We start from the raw sequence: 17,053 nt of genomic DNA, 5'->3' as shown, positions 1-17,053 counted from the left end.
CCCCCTACTCCGCCGGGCCGGCACCGAGCGCGCCGGCGTCGCGACGTGCGCGCTCACGGTGGTTCAGCACCTCGCGCACGAGCGCCAGGACCACGGACACGCCCACGATGACGGCGAGCGCTCGGAAGGCGGTGTGCATGCCGTCCATGAAGACGTCCGGGCGCCCTTCCACGTAGCTCGTCACCGGGTAGCCGATGGAGCTCGACATGCCGCCGTACAGCAGCGCCGTGCCCACCGTGATGCCGAGGGACTGGCCCAGGTAGCGCATGAGGTTGCCGAGCGACCCCACGAAGCCCAGCGCCCCGGCGGGCGCGTGGCCCATGATCAGCGAGTTGTTCGGCGCCTGGAAGATGGAGCTGCCGAGCGAGGTGAACATCATGCAGGGGATCACGACGGCGATGGGCGTATCGAGCGCAAGGCAGCCCAGGACGGCGAGGCCGCAGGTGTAGATCGCCTGCCCGACCAGCGTGGGCCGCTCGCAGCCGACCTTGTCGGAGACGGCGCCCGAGATGGGCCCGCAGATGGAGTTGACCAGCGGGTAGCACGCCATGATGAGGCCCGAGACCCCCGCATCGATGCCGCGCGCCTCCTGCAGGTAGTAGGGGAAGATGAACGTGAAGGCGGACATGGCCAGGAACACGAGCGCCATGTTCACCAGGTCGATGCAGAAGCGCACGTCGCGGAAGACGCCGAGCGTCACGAGCGGAGAGGTCGCGTGGTTCTCGACCGCGATGAAGGCGGCGAGCAGCACGGCGCCCGCCGCGAGCATGCCCGCGTTCGCCGGCGTGATCCCGCGCTCCATCAGCGTGATGGCGAAGAAGATGAGCAGGATGGAGGGTACGAGCAGCGCGGCGCCGAGGGCGTCGAAGGCGGGGCGGCGCTCCGGGGCGCGGTTCCGGAGCACCTTGAGGCCCACGAGGAACGACACGACACCGACCGGGATGTTGATGAGGAAGATGAACTCCCAGGGCAGCGCCGAGACGATGATCCCCCCGAGGGTGGGTCCGCACATGGCGCCGAGCGCAGTGAAGGTCGCCACGAGGCCGAGCGCGCGGCCGCGCCCGTCGGGGAAGGTCTCCGTGATGATGCCCTGGTTGTTGGCGAGGCTCGCCGCGCCGCCGAGCGACTGGATGGCGCGCGCGACCACGAGTATCTCGAAGGTGGGCGACAGGCCGCACAGCGCCGAGCCGGCGGTGAACAGCACGACACCGACCTGGAAGATGCGCACCTTGCCGAACATATCGCCCAGGCGGCCGAAGACCAGCAGCGCGGCGCAGGTCACCACGGCGTAGATGCTCGTCACCCATTGGATGGACGCCATGTCGACGCCCAGCTCGCGCTGCATGGACGGCAAGGCGACGTTGACGATGGTCCCGTCGAGGATCTCCATGAAGGTCATCGCGAGGATGACGATGAGGACGGGGCCGCGCCGCACCCGCGGTTCCGGGGCGCCCCCCGCGGTGCCGGATATGGATCGGTCTGCTGCGTTCGCTGCCATGGATGCTCCTCGGTCGGTTCCCGTTCGCACTCGACTCTACCCCCGCCGACCGCCGACCGCGCGTCCGCCCGGTCCCCATCGATAAAATGACCATCTTTTTATTTTGGTCATTTTATTGGGATGCCGGCCGTCACGGGGCGGCCGGTCGATGGATGCGCCGCCGAGAGCACGTCTCGGGTGCACCGGCCATCAGCGCCCATCGCGGGTGCGCCGGTTGGCGGAACCCGCCGCGGGGGCCTCCGACGCCAGGCGCTCGACGGGCACGCCGGACTACAGCGCCCATCGCGGGTGCGCCGGTTGGCAGAACCCGCCCAGCATCCTATACTGGTGCCGCCGGCCGAGTGGGGCATATGCCCCGCAGCGCGTGTGGCGACGCCATCGGACCGGCGGAGAGGAAGCGAGGAATGCGGACCTGCTAGACATCTTCCCGTGAGAACCCTGCGAGGGGGCGCATCGGACGCATGCGCCGGCGGCGAGCGCGCCGCATGCCCTCGCCGCACAAGGAGCACTGTCATGCAGCTATCGCTTTCCCAGGTGAGCTACACCTACCCTTCCGCCATCGAACCCATCCTGCGCAACGTGACCGTCACCTTCCCCGAGGGGTGGACCGGGCTGCTCGGCGACAACGGGTGCGGCAAGACCACGCTCGCGCGCATCGCCTGCGGCGACCTGGCACCCGACGAGGGCACGGTCACCGGAGGCCTCGTGTGCAGCCTGTGCGCCCAGCAGGCGGACGAGCCGCCGGAGGCGCTGTTCGACTTCGCCGCGGACTACGGGCGCGACGCCCGCGAGCTGCGGCGCATCTTCCGCATAGAGGACGACATGCCCTGGCGCTTCGGCGAGCTGTCCTTCGGCGAGCGCAAGAAGCTGCAGATCGCCTGCGCGCTGTGGCAGCGGCCCGACGTCCTCGTCGCCGACGAGCCCACCAACCACCTGGACGCCGACGCGCGCGCCGAGCTCACGGCGGCGCTGGGGCGCTTCCGCGGCATCGGGATCCTGGTGAGCCACGACCGCGAGCTGCTCGACGCCCTGGCCGACCGCTGCGCGTCGTTCGAGCCGGGCGGGCGGGTCGTCGTGCGGCCGGGCGGCTACACCGCGGCGCACGGCCAAGCCGAGCTGGAGCGGGCCTCCGCCCTGCACGAGCGCGCCGCCGCCAAGGAGCACCTGGCGAGGCTCACCGCCGAGCAGGAGCGCCGGGCGCACGAGGCCGCACGCGCCGACGCCCGGCGCAGCAAACGGCATCTCGACCCCAAGGACAAGTCGGCCAAGGCGAAGATCGACCTCGCCATCTACACCGGCCAGGACGGGGCGGCGGGAAAAGCCGCGGTGCAGATGAGCGCGCAGGTCGAAGCCGCCCGAAAGCGGGTCGCGGCCGCATACGTGCACAAGCGCTACGACGGCGACCTGTGGGTGGACGCGCAGCCGAGCCGCCGCAAGACGGTGCTGCATATCCCGGCATCGAGCATTCCCTGCGGAGCGAACGAGCTCTCGATCCCCGAGCTGTTCGTGGGAAACACCGACCATGTGGGCATCGTCGGACCCAACGGCGCCGGCAAATCCACCCTGCTCGCGCATCTGCGCCGCCTGCTGGCGACCGACCTGTCCGTGCTCGACATCCCGCAGGAAGTCGAACCCGATGCGCGCGAGGCCCTGGTCGCGCGCATCGCCGCGCTCTCCCCCGCCGAGCGCGGGCAGGTGCTCTCGACCGTCGCGCAGCTCAACTCAGACCCCGATCGCATCCTTGAAGGAGGCCGCACGAGTCCCGGGGAGCTGCGCAAGCTCATGCTCGCCGAGGGCCTGCTGCGCCGCCCGGTCCTCATCATCATGGATGAGCCCACCAACCATCTGGACCTGCATTCCACCGAGGCGCTGGAGCGGGCGCTTGCCGGATATCCGGGAGCGCTGCTGCTGGTGAGCCACGACCGCGCCTTCCTGCGGGCCTGCACCTCGAGCGTCTGGGACGTCCGCGACGGACGGGTCACGCCCCATGCGTGACGCGCCCGGGCACCGATCCGCCCGGGTATCCGTCTCCTCGCGCACGCATGGGTCGAGACGACCCCGGGCCATGGGTTGGAACGACCCCGTCCCCAAATGACCCGCGACCCCGGTCCATGGGTTGGATCCCGTCCAAATGAACCGAAACGACCCCGTCCCCAAATTCACCAGAAACGAACCCGTCCCCCTATCGGACGCTATCGGGCGAGGAGGTAGCGGACCTCGTAGGGAGCGAGGTCCAGCGCTCCGGACAGCTCGACCGGTTCGGCGGCCTCGCCGGCCAGCAGGTCGGTGAAGGCCCCGGCGAGCTCGGCCGCCTGGAGGGTGAAGGCCTCGTCCACCGCGTTGACCGCCACGAGCACGCGCTCCGCGGAGGCCCCGCCCTCGGCGTCGACAGCGCGCTCGAACAGAAGCTGCTTGTTGGTAATCACCACGTTGCGGTACGCGCCGTAGTTGAGCGCGCGCGACCCGGCGCGCGCCGCGATGAGCCCCCGCAGGTAGTCCGTCAGCCCGTCGGGAGCGGGCTCGGTGAACTCGGGGCGCAGGTCGTAGTCGTCGTGAGCGCCCTTCACGCCGGTCTGCCCCCACTCGCTGCCGTAGTACAGGCACGGGATGCCCGGCATGCCGAACAGCAGGCCGTACGCCGGCCGGATGCACCGCGGGTCGGTGAGGATGCTCGCCAGGCGGGTGACGTCGTGGTTGTCCGCGAACGACAGCAGGTGCAGGCCGCGGTAGATGCACCACGGGTCGCCGCCGAACTGCCGGTGCAGCGAGTGGGCGATCTCGAACATGTTCTGCGAGTTGAAGCTCGAGTAGAGGCCCTTGTAGCACTCGTAGTTGGTGCACGAGTGCAGCAGCCGGTCGTTCACGAGCTGGCTGTAGTCCCCGTGCAGCGTCTCGCCGATGAGCACGAAGCGCCGGTCCTCACCGCTCGCAGCCGTGAGCTCCTCGGCGACCCCGCGCAGGCGCGCCATGAAATCGCGGTCGAGCGAGTAGGCGACATCGAGGCGCAGGCCGTCGATCAGGTAGCGTGAGCGCCATGTCCGGACGCAGTCGAGCAGGTACTCCACGACCTCGGGATTGCGCAGGTTGAGCTTCACCAGGTCGTAGCAGCCCTCCCAGCCCTCGTACCAGAAGCCGTCGCCGAACGCGGAGTCCCCGTCGAAGTTCGTGATGAACCAGTCGCGGTAACGGGAGCCCCACCCGTGCGCGCGGACGTCCTCGAAGGCCCAGAACTCGCGTCCGACATGGTTGAACACCGCATCGAGCACCACGCGGATGCCGTGCTCGTGCAGGGTCCCGACCACCTGGGCGAAGTCCTCGTCGGTTCCCAGGCGGCAGTCGATGCGGGTGAGGTCGCGCGTGTCGTACCCGTGCGAGGTGGACTCGAACACCGGGTTGAGCAGGACCGCCCCGACGCCGAGCCCCTGCAGGTAGGGGGCCCATTCGGCGACGCGCAGGATGCGATGGGCCTGCACCCCGTCGTTCACGCGCGGCGCCCCGGTGAAGCCGATGGGGTAGATCTGGTAGAACGTCGTCTCAAAAGCCCACATGGCAGCCTCCCTGCTTCGGAAAACGCATATCCACGCAAGTATATCCCGGCGCGGCGGTGGGCTGAACCCATCCCGCGGCGAGCCGCCCCGCATCGGCCCGCACGAGGCGCGGGGTCTGTCCCGCGGCGAGCCGCCCTGCATCGGCCCGCGCGAGGCGCGGGGTCTGTCCCGCGACGCGTTACCATGGGATGACGCCGGGAAGCGGGCGGGCGGGCGATCCCGACCCGTGCCGCCCCGCAGACCGGAACCCGCCCGCCGGAGCAGGAGGCCCGCATGAGCGACATCGCACGCGAACTCGCCGAGCTCGCAGACCCCGAGTACCGCGCCTTCCAGGCGAAGCTCGTCCCGACGGTCGACCCCGGGCGGATCCTCGGCGTCCGGACGCCCCGCCTGCGCCGCTACGCGCGCGACCTCGCCCGCACGGACCCGGCGGGCGCGCGGGCGTTCCTGGGCGACCTCCCCCACCCCCTCTACGAGGAGATGAACCTCCACGGGGAGCTCATCGGCCTGCTGGCGCGCACGCCCGACGAGGCGTTCGAGCTGCTCGACGCGTTCCTGCCGCACGTGGACAACTGGGCGACCTGCGACCTCATCAAGGTCCCCGCGTTCCGCCGCGACCTGCCCGCGGTCCTCGGGCGCCTGCGCGGATGGATGGGGGCGACGGGGCCCGGCACCGAATACGTCGTGCGGTTCGGGGTGGTGCAGCTCATGGAGCTGTTCCTGGGCGACGCCTTCGAGGCGGGCCAGCTCGAGCTCGTGGCGCGGATCGACCGCCCGGAGTACTACATCAACATGGCACGGGCATGGTACTTCTCCTTCGCCCTGATCAAGCAGCCCGAGGCGACGCTGCCGATGTTCGAGCGGCCCGTGCTGGACGCCTGGACGCACAACAAAGCGCTGCAGAAGGCGCGCGAGAGCCGGCGCGTCGCGTCGGAGCGGAAGGCGTACCTGCAGTCGCTCAAGGTCCCGACGCGCTGAGACGGCCGCCCGGGGCGGCAGCGGGCGGCGAGACGCCCCTTTCAGCATCGCGTTCGCCAGACGGCGAGTCGGACGACGAGCGCCGCGCTCGGTGCCGTGCGCGGTGCCGAGCGCGGCCGCATCCGCCGGGAACCGGCCCGCGTCAGCCCATGAGCGACCCGTTGAAGTAGACGATGACGGCGAGCATGGCCACGAGGCCCGCCCCGAAAACCGCGATCCCGGTGGCCGTGAGCGCCTTGGTCCAAGCCGGAGACGGACGGCGGAGCGCCCCGAACATGCCGCCGAGGATACCGGCGACCAGCCCCGCGCCCATCACGGCCATGCTGCCTCCCTCCCAGCGCGCCAGCGCGGGGAGGTCCCGCGCGGCGACGTTGACCAGATGGTAGCCGTGCAGCGCGGACGGGTCCCCGGAGACGGCCATCATGATCCCGGGCACGACGGTCGCGCAGACCGCGACCACGCAGATCAGGATCGCGAAGCCGATCGTCGCCCACCGCGGCGAGGCACCCGCGGAGACGCCGGCGGGGCCGAACGAGAACAGGGAGCCGTTGAACTTGATGACGGCACCGAGCGCGAACCCGATGCCGAGCACGAGCAGCGCCGCGCCGACGATGCTCAAGACGTCGGTGAACCCCGTGCCGAGCGCATCCGCGAGCCCGGGGAACGGAGCCAGCATCATGCACCCGACTCCTGAGGCGGCAAGGCCGATGCCCGTCGCCCGCGCGAGCGCCGGCATCTGGGCCGCGGGGACCGCCGCGCGATGATATCCGTGCAGCATGCGCGCATCGCCCGTGACCGCCATGTAGGCCCCCAATACCACGATGCATATCCCGATACCGAAAGCGGCGAGGAACTCGCCCATCTCCGCGTCCATCGCTCCTCCTTGAGAACCGATCCACCCCCGTGGGGATTGCGCGCCATCATAGCGCGGCGCCGGGGCGGCGCAAGACCGTTCGCGGAAACGCCGCGACCGTCGGCGGAGCGGCGGCGAGCGACGCGGCAGGCCGCTCGGGGAGCGACGCGCGAATCAGACGCACGCGACACCTCGTGCACGCTTTCCCTGCAGCACGTCACCCTGAATCACGCGAGCGGTCATGGCCCCTGCAGCTTCGGGATCGGCGGAGCGCGAATTTGCCAGGGCGACGATCCGGCGCGCCGGCGGACGTCGGCGCGGCTACTCGCCCAGCAACGCGCTGATCGGGCGGGCGGTCCTCGGCAGCCAGAACTGCACGAGCGGACCCGTGAGCGCCACCGCGACGATCGTCCCGACCCCCACCGTGCCGCCCAGCGCGAAACCGGCGGCGACGAAGAAGAGGTCGCAGGCGATGCGGACCCAGCGGAACTCGATGCGGGGCAGGCGGTCCGACAGGATGATGGCGACCAGGTCGTTGGGACCCGTGCCCGCCTTGCTGTTGATGACGATGGACATCCCGAGCGAGAGGATGACGCACCCCGCGAGCATGCTGGCGGCACGCAGCCCGAGCGGGGAGCCGCCGTTGACAGCACCCTGGAGGAGCCAGGTGAAGGCGTCGATTATCGGACCGCCGCAGAACGCGCAGACCACGGTCCCCGGCTTGACGTATCCCTTGGTGCCGGCGAGCATCACGGCCATGAGGATGCACAGGACGATGACGTGGACCGTTCCGACCGTCAGGCCGAAGACGCGCGAGAGGCCCTGGATGAACACGGTGAACGTGTCGGTCCCCAGGTTCGCCTGCAAAAACAGGGTCACGCCCAGATGCGCGACGGTCAGGCCCGCCAGCAGGATCGCCAGGGCCCTCGCCCAATCGGCCGCGCTGCGGCCGGATGTGTCGGATGCGAACTGCGCCATCGCGCCCCCTTCCCTCCCCATGATGATACCGTGACGGCGCGGCGCCGCGGGCCGGCTGCCGCGGGTCGGCGGAAGCGCTGTGGGCAACGGGACCTGACCGCCGGCGGACCCCGGGAACCGGACGGGCGGCGTCCTCAGAGTCGCACGGCGCCGTGAGCCGGAAGGGCACGCCCGTGGGACCGGGCCGCCGCGCTTCGCGATCGGCGAGCCCGTCCGACGCGCGCCCATGAGCCGTAAGGCAGCCTGCGGGCAACGGCGTCGCCGGCGGGCGACCATATGGGTACAAAGGAGTACAAACCCGGCAGCCGCGGATTCGGGCGGGCGTCGCGTCCCTGAAACGGGGGCGCCGCCCATAAGGACGGCCCGGCACGGAGAGGCCGCCTCCGCGGCGCCGATGAAAGGAGTACCGTATGGACATCATGGAAGCGCTTCTCACCCGCCGCAGCGTCCGGAGCTACCGGGACGACCCGGTGCCCGAGGAGCTGCTCGACAAGGTCCTGGAGGCGGGGACGTACGCGCCGACCGGCATGGGCGCGCAGTCGCCGATCATCGTGGCCATCACCGACCGCGCGACGCGCGACGAGCTCTCCCACCTCAACGCTGAGATCATGGGCGCGGACTCGGACCCCTTCTACGGGGCGCCCGCGGTGCTCGTCGTGCTCGCGCGCAAGGACCGGCCGACGCACGTGTACGACGGCAGCCTCGTCATGGGCAACCTGATGAACGCAGCCCACGGCCTCGGCCTCGCGAGCTGCTGGATCCACCGCGCCAAGGAGGAGTTCGAGCGCCCGGAGGGCCGCGCGCTCCTCGAGCGGCTGGGGATCGACGCCGACGCCTACGAGGGCATCGGCCACTGCATCCTGGGGTACGCCGACGGACCCGAGCCCGCCGCGAAGCCGCGCAAGGAGGGCTACGTCTACCGCATCGCCTAGCTGTCCGGAGGCGGGGCGCGCCGGCCCCCGCGTGCCGCGGGCGCCCCGCAAGACGAAGGTCATGACGCGCTGCGACGGGTCGGTCCCCGCGTGCCGCGGACGCCCCGCCGCAGCGCGGTCGGCGAACCGGGAGGGCGCTCGGCCCCTCCGCGGCGCGGGCGCCCGCCCTATCCCAGCATCCGCCGGTAGATGCACTCGTCCTCGTCCAAGAAGACGTTGAAGACGACGCGCATGCCCGCCTCCGGATGGGCGTCCAGCCAGCCGCGCACGGTGTCGACGGCAATCTGCGCCGCCTCCTTTCGCGGGAACCCGAAGACGCCCGTCGAGATGCAGCAGAAGGCGATGCTCGAGAGGCCCTCCGCCGTCGCGGCGTCCAGGCATGCCCGGTAGCAGCCGGCGAGCTCGCGCCGGTGCAGCTCGGTGGGGCTTCCCTGCGCGATGGGCCCCACGGTGTGGATGACGCGCCGCGCCGGCAGGTTGTACGCGCCGGTGACCTTCGCCCGCGCCGTGGGCTCGGGGTGGCCCTGGCGCTCCATGATGCGCGTGCACTCCAGGCGCAGCTGCACGCCGGCGTAGGTGTGGATGGCGTTGTCGATGCAGGCGTGCAGCGGCCGCCAGCATCCGGTCATCTCGGCGTTCGCCGCGTTCACGACGGCATCGGCGGCGAGCGTGGTGATATCCCCCTGCCATATGGAGAGCCGACCGTCTCGCGCCGTGGGCGCGATATCCCGCACGCGCGTGACACCGGCCTCCTCAATCATGCCGCGCAGCAGCTCATCTTGGACCGCGAGGAACGCCGGGTCCGCCGGTGCGGCCTCACGGGTGTTGACGAGCGCGCGGAAGGCCCGCCAGTGGACCTCGAACGGAGCGCCCGCGTCGGGGGCCTCCCCCAACGGGAGCCATCCGCCCTGCGCCCGCCGCTCCGCGACGAGCCATGCGACCGCACGCCGCACCAGCTCCGTCTTCCGCATCTTCCCCATCGTCGCCTCCCCTGTCGATCCGCCTGCACCTGCCCGGGCTCTTAGGCCCGTGGCTATCCGGACGCACGGGCCCGCGGCCGCTCGGATGTGCAGCGCCGCGGCCGCTCGGACGCACAGGCCCAGCGAAACAAATGCGTGCATGGACGTCATCGTCTCGCTTGAGAGCGCTCTGGGCGAAACATCCGCGTGCATGCACGCCATTGTCTCACCGCGTACATCCATGCGAAACAAAGGTATCCGCGCACGCCATCGTCTCGCTCAGAACCCGCCCCAGCGATACAAACGCGTGCATGCACGCCATTGTCTCGCTGGGACGAAGGCTCCGCGCCGCGCGGTAACGCGGAGCCCTGCGCTGCAGCGGGACCGCAGCCCCACGTCGCATGGCAGAGGGCGCGCCGCGCGGTGACGGGCCCGTGCAGCGTCGGGCCCCGTCCCGCACAGCCCAGAGCGCCCCGCAGTGCGTCCGCCCCGGGCTTGACGAGGCGGCCGTCATGTGACGCGCGCCCAGAACCCTGACGACGCAGACGCCCTGCAACGCGCGCCCGCGGCGCTAGCGGCGCACGACGGAGATGCGCTGGCGGATGTGGGCGTCGGAGGCGCGCTCGGCCTCGTCCAGCATCGCAATCGCGTAGTCCGCGTACGAGATCACCGACTCGCCCGCGTCGTTCAGGCGCAGCTCCTCCCCCGCCAGGATGTAGACGCCGGTGCGCTCGCCATCGGCCTGGAAGTCGGCCGCCGGGGAGATGAACGTCCAGCGCACATCATCGCGTGCACGGAGCTCTTCGAGGGCCTTTCCCTGCGCGGCGGCCAGGGGCTTGAAGGCCTCGGGGAACTCAGGGCCGTCGGCCACGACGGCGGTGTGCTCGGGGTTCACGTACAGGCTGCCCGCACCGCCGACGACCAGCAGACGGGTCTCGGTTCCGGACAGGATGTCGCACAGGTGGGCGAGCGAGGTGCTGTGCTCGGACAGGGTCTCGGGCGTCCAGGCGCCGAAGGCGTCGACGACGGCGTCGAAGCCGGCGAGATCCTCCGAGGTGAGGTCGAACAGGTCCTTGACCAGCGTATGCTGAGCCACCGTCTGGTTCTCGCCGCGCACCACCGCGGTCACGTCGTGGCCGCGGTCGACGGCCTCCTTCACGATGAGCTTGCCGGCCTTGCCGTTGGCGCATACGACTGCGATCTTCATGGTTGCTTCCCTTCTCGTGTCCAGAGGCTGTCCGCCTCCCTTTGATGTAACACTAATCATTACATCTTATAACGGCATCCAGTACACCGCATATCGGTTGTAATGTCAATCGTTACAATAGAGACGTCCGATCCTCCATCGTTCCTCCATGTTGTAACTTAGCTAGTTACATTGTGGATCCGAGAGAGGGCGGGGGTGGCGTGACGGATGACACGCGGGCGCATCCTACCTGCCGCGCAGGGCGGCGAGGGCGGCCGAGATGTCCCCGTCGATGAGGATCGACTGGCGCTCGATATCCGCCGGCGCGACGGCCTCGCCCAGGTTGAGGCAGGCGTAGGTCGCCCGCGGATTGCCAGCCACCGCGCGCCAGAACGGGAACTTGATGATGACCGGCGTGTTGTAACCCACCCCGAGCTCGAGGTAGAGCACGCGCATCCGCTCGTGGCGGCGCTGGAAGTCCGCCCATCGCCCAGCGGCGCGATACCACCCCTCGTCCTCCACGAAGGTGTCGTCCGACCGCAGGTTCATGGCCACGGGCTTACCGCAGACCGGGCAGCGGGGCACCAGGTCCGATGGGACCTCCATGCGCGGGCGGACGCCCTCGGGAAGATGGAGGCCTCCCACACCATCCTCGACGTACCCCTGGGCCGCGAGCATCGCGCGAACCGTCCCCTCGTTGTCGTAGGTGCGGCCATGGCAGGGGACGCTGCACTGGAGCAGGCCGTAGTCCCCCTGTGTGTAGAACAGGCGACGGATGTCGAAGCCCGCGAGCTGGAACTGGTGGTCCACGTTGGTGGTGAGCACGAAGCAGTCCCGGTCGCGCACGAGCGCGAGCAGGTCGTCGTAGGCGCTCCCCGGCGCCTTCACATAGCGGTTGCAGTAGATGTAGCGGCTCCAGTAGGCCCAGTGCTCCTCGAAGCTGCAGAAGGGATGGAAGCCGCCCGAGTACATATCGGTGAACCCGTAGCGGTCGATGAAGTCGCCGAACCAGCGCTGGAACCGCTCCCCGGTGTAGGTGAGGCCCGCCGAGGTCGACAGCCCCGCACCGGCGCCGATCACCACCGCGTCGCTCTCCTCGAGCGCCCGGGCGAGCCGCTCGATCCGATTGTCCCAGCTCGCGCGCTTCGGCGCCCCCACCAATCGCAACGTCCCGTTCAGCATGTCGTCTCCTCCTGCATCCGACTCGGTTCGGGGTCTTCGCACAGCACCACCCTAGGACGGCCCCGGGCCGCCCGGAAGAGGGCACGAAAAGGTGCCCGGGTTCGATTCATGGTCTCGGCGGCGTGCGGTCGAGGCGGCCGCGCCCGACCGGCGGCTCGGCATGGGAGCGCGCCTGGCCCGACGGCCCAGGCGAGGGACGGCCACGAAGCGGTTCGCCCGTGAGGCCGCGCCCGACCGACGACTCGGCTAGGGAGCGTATCTGACCCGACTTCCTACGCGCCCGACGGCGCCTCCGCATCCTCGCGCGCTCGGCAGTCGGCGAGGCGGTCGAGCAGGTCCGCGAGGGTCGTCTGCGCGAGCCGGTCCTCCAGCGCGGCCTGCGCCGCGGCCAGCTCCTCGTCGAGCACCACGTGCACGTTGCGGCCGACCGGGCAGTCCTCGTTGGGATGGGCATGGAAACCGAACAGGTCGCCCTCGACGCTCTCCGTCGCACGGAACACGTCGAGCAGCGTCACCTCCTGCGCGGGACGTGCGAGCGAGGCGCCGCCCACGCCCTTCTCGACCTTGATGAGCCCGCCGTCCTTGAGCTGGCCGAACGCACGGCGGATCACCACCGGGTTGGCGTTCACGCTCGCGGCGACGAACGCCGAGGTCACCTTGGTCTCCGGCGAGAAGTACGCGATGCACAGCAGCGTGTGCACGGCGATGGAAAACCGGGTCGAGATCTGCATGGGCCCTCCTCCACATGATACGGACGCTCGATGTACCACGAAGCTTACCCGTTTCCGCCCTCAGTTGTAAATGGCTAAGTTACAACGTGTGAAGATTCCGCGCCATGCGACGCGGCGCGGCCGGCGGGCGCGGGGCGTCCGGGGCGGCGGGGCGGGCGCGGGACGTCTGAGGCGCCCACATCCCTCGGACGCGGAAATGGGTTGAAACGAACCCGTCCCGGACGAACCCATGCCCGGACGCCTACCTGCGGCGGCTGCGGGCCGAACGGTGGAGCGGGGGCGGGTCGTCGTCCCATACCGAGGAGAGGGCCACGCGCATCGCATCGCGGAACTCCGCCAGCAGCGCGCCGAGCTCGTTGCGGTCGTACTCATCGAACCCGCTCCACAGGCGCTCCTCGAGCCCATGCAGCGCGCCGATGTGCTCGCCGGCGAACGCCTCGCCCGCCGGCGTGAGGCGCACGTGCTTGACGCGCCGGTCGGTGGCGTCCGGGAAGAGCTCGACGTAGCCGCGCTCGACGAGCTTCGAGATCGCCGAGTTGACCGTCTGCCTGCTGAGCGAGAGCGTGCGCGCGAGCTCGTGCTGCTCGGTCACGCCCTCCGACACGTACAGCAGGGCCCAGAACTCCGTCACCGAGACGCCGCTGCGGCGCGCGAACGCGTCGTACATCGCGTTGATGTCGTTGTACGCGGCGAGAAACGCCGCGAAGGACGCCTCCGCGCCCCCGTCGCGGCGGCCGTCGCCGTCATCCCATGCGGCCATCGCCCCTCCTCTCCTGTCTGTCCGAACCACTACTATACATGTTCAGACGGCAGATGCGGGGAGCGGGGCGCTCACAGGGCGGCGAGGCGCTCCCGATAGCGGGCGAGCGCGTCGTCCCACGAGGCGTAGGCCTCGTCGCCGCGCCGATCGGGCGCGGCGTAGCGCTCGGAGAGCATCCTCCCCACCGCCGCGGACGCCTTCTGCGCCCCGGCGAGGTTCAGGTGGTCGCCCCCGTCGTAGGTGTCCTGGGACCAGTCGACCGCGACCAGCTCGTCGCCCGTGTTGAGGTCGTGGTAGTCGACCCCGAGCTCGGAGGCGACCTGGACCATGCGGTTGTGCCGCGCCGTGCCCCAGTTCTTCGTGCTGGGGACGGACACGAGCACCAGCCGGGCCCCGTGCTCGCGGCAGATCCGCGCGATGTCCTCCAGGTACAGGCGGTTCAGCGCGGGCAGGTCCGCCACGGCGTCGCTCGGGGCCATATGCCCGGTCGCGTCGGCGGCGACGACCTTTCTGGGCTTGCGCAGGCGGAAGCCCTTCAGCTCGTCGGTCCAGGTATGGCGCACGGTCCCCAGGAAGTCCTCGGGCCGCAGGCTCTTCCACCGGTCGTGGTACTCGAACACCGGGAAGATGTCCTGGGCCGTGCGCTTGACCGCCGCGGCGGGGCCGAAGGAGGCGAAGATGCAGTTCGTCTCGAGCACGACCGTGCGCGGGGACTGGTTCTCGAGCGCGCGGAGCAGCAGGGTGCGCGTGTAGCACAGCCGCTGGGCGCTCGTCGCGCACACGTACGAGGCGATGCCGTGCTCATCCCACATCTGCAGGGGCGAGAAGGAGCTGAACGCCTCGGAGTCCCCGAGGAACAGGACGTCGATGCTGTTCGCGGGCTCGCCCATCACCCCGTTGGCGGAAGCGTCGATCTGGCCGAACTCCGCCTGGTTGTTCTTGGGCATCACCACATGGGACGCGGCGGCGAGCACGGCGACCGCCGACACCGCGACGGCCAGGGAGGCGAGGATGCGCCGCACCGGGCGGGAGAAGCGGTTCATGGGGGGTCTCTCCTTTCTGGGAGGTGCGGCAGGATGCGGCGGCGAGGTCTGAGGGCGGGCGCCGGGCGGCCGCGGCTTGCTGGCGGCCGCGACGGGCGACCGTACGGCGGCGGACGCCGGGAAGCTCCCGGACGGCCGCCCCGATCATCGGCCCCGCGCTCGGCGGGATACGGCGGCACCCGGGGAGCCCGCCCCACCCGTCCGGGATGCGGAAGGGGTTGGAGCAAGTCCGCGTTTCGGATGCGCCCCGGTGGGGGGGGAAGGGCTCTTCGGGGAGGCGGGCTCCCCGGGTGCCGCCGTGGCGCCGCGCGTGCCGGGCACGGGCCGCGAAGGGGTCAGAACTGGGCGTACATCGGGTCGACGGGGATGTAGGACGGCCCGTACGCCCCGAACACGATGATGGCGAGGACGAGGGCGAACACCGCCGCCGTGCGTGGGACCGCCGGCGCCCGGCGCACGCCGTCCAGGAGGTGGACGCCGCGCTCGCGCAGGTGCCCGACGACCGCGAGCGCCGCCACGGCCGCCGCGACCGCGCCGAAATCCGCCGCGTCCATGCCCAGCGAGAGCACCGTCCCGTCGAAGAACGACGCGAGGGAGAAGCGCTCGAGAAGCCCACCCAGCATCGCCAGGGCGTCATGGGCGCCGGCTGAGCGGAAGACGAGCTCGCCCGCGAACACCACCGCGAGGGTGCGGACGCGCTGCCAGGCGTGCCAGGCGTGGCCGTCGCGGTCGATGCCCGCCAGGGCGCAGAGCCGCGCGGAGACCGGGCCCGCCATGCCGCCGAGCCAGATGATGACGAAGTAGTACAGGCCGAACAGCAGGTACTGCCCGCCCGCCCCGTGCCACAGGCCGTTCAGGAACCAGACGCAGGCGAGCGGGACGGCGCTCGCCGCCAGCGGGCCCATGCGGTTGCCGAGCAGGCGGCGCGCCCGCGTCGTCAGCCGCTTGGCGGGGCGCGAGAGCGAGACCGGGTAGAACACGTAATCGCGCAGCCAGGTGCCGAGCGTGACATGCCAGCGCTGCCAGAACTCCGCCGCGGTGCGCGAGGCGAACGGCTGCCTGAAGTTCTCCGGCATGCTCACCCCGAAGATGCGCCCCATGCCCACCGCGAAGTCCATCGTGCCGGAGAAATCGCAGTACAGCTGCACGGTGTAGAGCACCGCGGCGAGCGCGATCACGCCGCCGTCGTAGGACCCGTGGTTCGCGAACACGGTCTTGACCAGGATGTTCACGCGGTCCGCCACGATCATCTTCTTGGCGATGCCCCACAGGATGCGCACCGAGCCCGCGTAGAGGCCGGAGGGCGTGACGGGGCGCCCCGCCCACAGGGCGTCCGCGGTCTGCCCGAAACGGCAGATGGGGCCCTCCATGATCTGCGGGAAGAAGGCGAGGAACAGCGCGAGCCGCAGCGGCCGGCGCTCCGCCGGCACCTGCTCGCGGTAGACGTCGACCAGGTAGGAGACGGCCGACAGGGTGTAGAACGAGATGCCGATGGGGATGCCGATCCCCAATCCCCCCGTGGGCGCCCCGATTCCCAGGCAGGCGAGGAGCGGGGCGGCGAGACGGGAGAAGAACGGCAGGTACTTGAGGGCGGCGAGGACCCCGAGGTTCACCGCGAGCCCGATCGCGAGGGCGGTGCGCATGCGGCGGCGGCACAGGCGGCGCACCGAGCGCCGGTCCGCCCCGGGGGCGGCCAGCTCCCGGTCGCGGACGTCGAGCAGCGCGCCGAGCGCCAGGCCGACCGCCCAGACGCTCACGGTGGAGAGCAGCAGGAAGGCCAGCAGCGCGCCGCTCAGGCTCCAGAAGAACAGGTAGCTCGCCGCGAGCAGGACGAAGGGGCGCGCCCGGCGGGGCGCGATCTGGTAGACGATCACCGTCACGGGCACGAACAGCCCGAGGCAGATCACGGAGAAGTAGGAATCCATGGCAATCTATCCGTTGACGTGCGGTTGCGAAAACACGGGGGCCGACCCGCCCGGCGGGTGCGCCCCTCCCCGGGAGGCGCCGGCACGGGAGGGCCGTCGGGCCCTCCCTAGAACGACTCCTCCTGCAGGCGGCAGACCATCGCCCACATGCCCTCGAGCGAGTTGAAGTTCTCCGCGACGATCTCCACCGCGGGGATGGCGATGTCGAAGGTCTCCTCGAGCTCGGATACGAGCGCGAGGATGGTGAGCGAGTCGAGCACGCGCGCATCGACCAGGTCGGTGCGGGAGCGGTAGTCCTCGCCGGGCTTGAGGTCCTCGAGGATATCCAGGATGGCGTCCATATCGGTACTCCTTCTTCAGGTCGTCCGGCCCGGTCCGGGCCGGAGGTGGGATGGGTCGGCCGCCGCCTCGGGCGGTCGGGCGGGCGCGGGGGCGCCCGGCGGCTAACGGGCGGGCGCGGCCGGGGCGGGGCCGGTCGGG

The 17,053-nt window shown here is 70.7% G+C and carries 15 protein-coding genes; 3 read left to right on the top strand and 12 right to left on the bottom strand.

The annotated features are described in order from the left end of the window. Window positions 1-4: 4 nt before the first annotated feature. Window positions 5-1,498: an MFS transporter gene (locus PHA29_RS05270; RefSeq protein ID WP_270848500.1), complete on the bottom strand. Its 1,494-nt coding sequence runs from the start codon at window positions 1,496-1,498 to the stop codon at window positions 5-7. Between the two features lie 513 nt (window positions 1,499-2,011). Between PHA29_RS05270 and PHA29_RS05265 the strand changes: the two genes are divergently transcribed. Further along, window positions 2,012-3,493 (top strand): ATP-binding cassette domain-containing protein, encoded by a 1,482-nt coding sequence (locus tag PHA29_RS05265; RefSeq protein ID WP_270848499.1) that lies wholly within the window; start codon window positions 2,012-2,014, stop codon window positions 3,491-3,493. Between the two features lie 197 nt (window positions 3,494-3,690). Here the strand turns inward: PHA29_RS05265 and PHA29_RS05260 are convergent, their stop codons facing one another. Next, the gene (locus PHA29_RS05260) at window positions 3,691-5,046 is read right to left on the bottom strand and encodes an alpha-amylase family glycosyl hydrolase (RefSeq protein ID WP_270848496.1); all 1,356 of its coding nucleotides are present in this window, start codon (window positions 5,044-5,046) and stop codon (window positions 3,691-3,693) included. A gap of 273 nt (window positions 5,047-5,319) precedes the next feature. Here PHA29_RS05260 and PHA29_RS05255 point away from each other — a divergent pair, with 273 nt between their 5' ends. Beyond that, complete coding sequence (locus tag PHA29_RS05255) at window positions 5,320-6,024, top strand: DNA alkylation repair protein (RefSeq protein WP_270403537.1); 705 nt, start codon at window positions 5,320-5,322, stop codon at window positions 6,022-6,024. A gap of 142 nt (window positions 6,025-6,166) precedes the next feature. Here PHA29_RS05255 and PHA29_RS05250 read toward each other — a convergent pair whose 3' ends face one another. Then, on the bottom strand, window positions 6,167-6,898 hold the full coding sequence (locus PHA29_RS05250; protein WP_270403536.1) for a hypothetical protein: 732 nt from the start codon (window positions 6,896-6,898) through the stop codon (window positions 6,167-6,169). Window positions 6,899-7,198: 300 nt separating this feature from the next. Continuing rightward, on the bottom strand, window positions 7,199-7,855 hold the full coding sequence (locus PHA29_RS05245; protein WP_270573557.1) for a YczE/YyaS/YitT family protein: 657 nt from the start codon (window positions 7,853-7,855) through the stop codon (window positions 7,199-7,201). Between the two features lie 410 nt (window positions 7,856-8,265). Between PHA29_RS05245 and PHA29_RS05240 the strand changes: the two genes are divergently transcribed. Further along, on the top strand, window positions 8,266-8,787 hold the full coding sequence (locus PHA29_RS05240; protein ID WP_270403532.1) for a nitroreductase: 522 nt from the start codon (window positions 8,266-8,268) through the stop codon (window positions 8,785-8,787). 167 nt (window positions 8,788-8,954) lie between these two features. Here the strand turns inward: PHA29_RS05240 and PHA29_RS05235 are convergent, their stop codons facing one another. The 8 genes from PHA29_RS05235 to PHA29_RS05200 all read right to left on the bottom strand — a co-directional run bounded on the left by PHA29_RS05235 (window position 8,955) and on the right by PHA29_RS05200 (window position 16,914). Next, window positions 8,955-9,767, bottom strand: a complete 813-nt coding sequence (locus PHA29_RS05235) for a protein-ADP-ribose hydrolase (protein ID WP_270848494.1) — start codon at window positions 9,765-9,767, stop codon at window positions 8,955-8,957. A 550-nt stretch (window positions 9,768-10,317) separates the two neighbouring features. Continuing rightward, a complete protein-coding gene (locus PHA29_RS05230) occupies window positions 10,318-10,953 on the bottom strand; it encodes an SDR family oxidoreductase (protein ID WP_270848493.1) in 636 nt (211 codons plus the stop codon). Window positions 10,954-11,178: 225 nt separating this feature from the next. After that, window positions 11,179-12,114: an SIR2 family NAD-dependent protein deacylase gene (locus PHA29_RS05225; protein ID WP_270848491.1), complete on the bottom strand. Its 936-nt coding sequence runs from the start codon at window positions 12,112-12,114 to the stop codon at window positions 11,179-11,181. Between the two features lie 272 nt (window positions 12,115-12,386). Beyond that, window positions 12,387-12,845, bottom strand: a complete 459-nt coding sequence (locus tag PHA29_RS05220; protein ID WP_270848490.1) for an Rrf2 family transcriptional regulator — start codon at window positions 12,843-12,845, stop codon at window positions 12,387-12,389. A gap of 241 nt (window positions 12,846-13,086) precedes the next feature. Next, a complete protein-coding gene (locus tag PHA29_RS05215; RefSeq protein WP_270403525.1) occupies window positions 13,087-13,605 on the bottom strand; it encodes a MarR family winged helix-turn-helix transcriptional regulator in 519 nt (172 codons plus the stop codon). A gap of 71 nt (window positions 13,606-13,676) precedes the next feature. Beyond that, window positions 13,677-14,648, bottom strand: coding sequence for a hypothetical protein (locus PHA29_RS05210; RefSeq protein ID WP_270848488.1), 972 nt, complete (start codon window positions 14,646-14,648; stop codon window positions 13,677-13,679). Between the two features lie 335 nt (window positions 14,649-14,983). Beyond that, on the bottom strand, window positions 14,984-16,573 hold the full coding sequence (locus tag PHA29_RS05205; RefSeq protein ID WP_270848487.1) for an MBOAT family O-acyltransferase: 1,590 nt from the start codon (window positions 16,571-16,573) through the stop codon (window positions 14,984-14,986). A 107-nt stretch (window positions 16,574-16,680) separates the two neighbouring features. Beyond that, window positions 16,681-16,914 carry a phosphopantetheine-binding protein gene (locus PHA29_RS05200; protein ID WP_270403520.1) on the bottom strand — a complete coding sequence of 78 codons (234 nt, stop codon included), beginning with the start codon at window positions 16,912-16,914 and terminating at the stop codon, window positions 16,681-16,683. Window positions 16,915-17,053: the final 139 nt, after the last annotated feature.

The organism is Candidatus Collinsella stercoripullorum (genome assembly GCF_027669965.1).
Taxonomy (GTDB): domain Bacteria; phylum Actinomycetota; class Coriobacteriia; order Coriobacteriales; family Coriobacteriaceae; genus Collinsella; species Collinsella stercoripullorum.
This window is presented reverse-complemented; position numbering and strand designations above follow the sequence as displayed.

Coding starts and splice junctions, on each gene's coding strand:
- PHA29_RS05245 (WP_270573557.1), bottom strand. CDS start 7,855: ATGGCGCAGTTCGCATCCGACACATCCGGCCGCAGCGCGGCCGATTGG.
- PHA29_RS05260 (WP_270848496.1), bottom strand. CDS start 5,046: ATGTGGGCTTTTGAGACGACGTTCTACCAGATCTACCCCATCGGCTTC.
- PHA29_RS05240 (WP_270403532.1), top strand. CDS start 8,266: ATGGACATCATGGAAGCGCTTCTCACCCGCCGCAGCGTCCGGAGCTAC.
- PHA29_RS05225 (WP_270848491.1), bottom strand. CDS start 12,114: ATGCTGAACGGGACGTTGCGATTGGTGGGGGCGCCGAAGCGCGCGAGC.
- PHA29_RS05265 (WP_270848499.1), top strand. CDS start 2,012: ATGCAGCTATCGCTTTCCCAGGTGAGCTACACCTACCCTTCCGCCATC.
- PHA29_RS05200 (WP_270403520.1), bottom strand. CDS start 16,914: ATGGACGCCATCCTGGATATCCTCGAGGACCTCAAGCCCGGCGAGGAC.
- PHA29_RS05220 (WP_270848490.1), bottom strand. CDS start 12,845: ATGCAGATCTCGACCCGGTTTTCCATCGCCGTGCACACGCTGCTGTGC.
- PHA29_RS05205 (WP_270848487.1), bottom strand. CDS start 16,573: ATGGATTCCTACTTCTCCGTGATCTGCCTCGGGCTGTTCGTGCCCGTG.
- PHA29_RS05215 (WP_270403525.1), bottom strand. CDS start 13,605: ATGGCCGCATGGGATGACGGCGACGGCCGCCGCGACGGGGGCGCGGAG.
- PHA29_RS05230 (WP_270848493.1), bottom strand. CDS start 10,953: ATGAAGATCGCAGTCGTATGCGCCAACGGCAAGGCCGGCAAGCTCATC.
- PHA29_RS05250 (WP_270403536.1), bottom strand. CDS start 6,898: ATGGACGCGGAGATGGGCGAGTTCCTCGCCGCTTTCGGTATCGGGATA.
- PHA29_RS05210 (WP_270848488.1), bottom strand. CDS start 14,648: ATGAACCGCTTCTCCCGCCCGGTGCGGCGCATCCTCGCCTCCCTGGCC.
- PHA29_RS05270 (WP_270848500.1), bottom strand. CDS start 1,498: ATGGCAGCGAACGCAGCAGACCGATCCATATCCGGCACCGCGGGGGGC.
- PHA29_RS05255 (WP_270403537.1), top strand. CDS start 5,320: ATGAGCGACATCGCACGCGAACTCGCCGAGCTCGCAGACCCCGAGTAC.
- PHA29_RS05235 (WP_270848494.1), bottom strand. CDS start 9,767: ATGGGGAAGATGCGGAAGACGGAGCTGGTGCGGCGTGCGGTCGCATGG.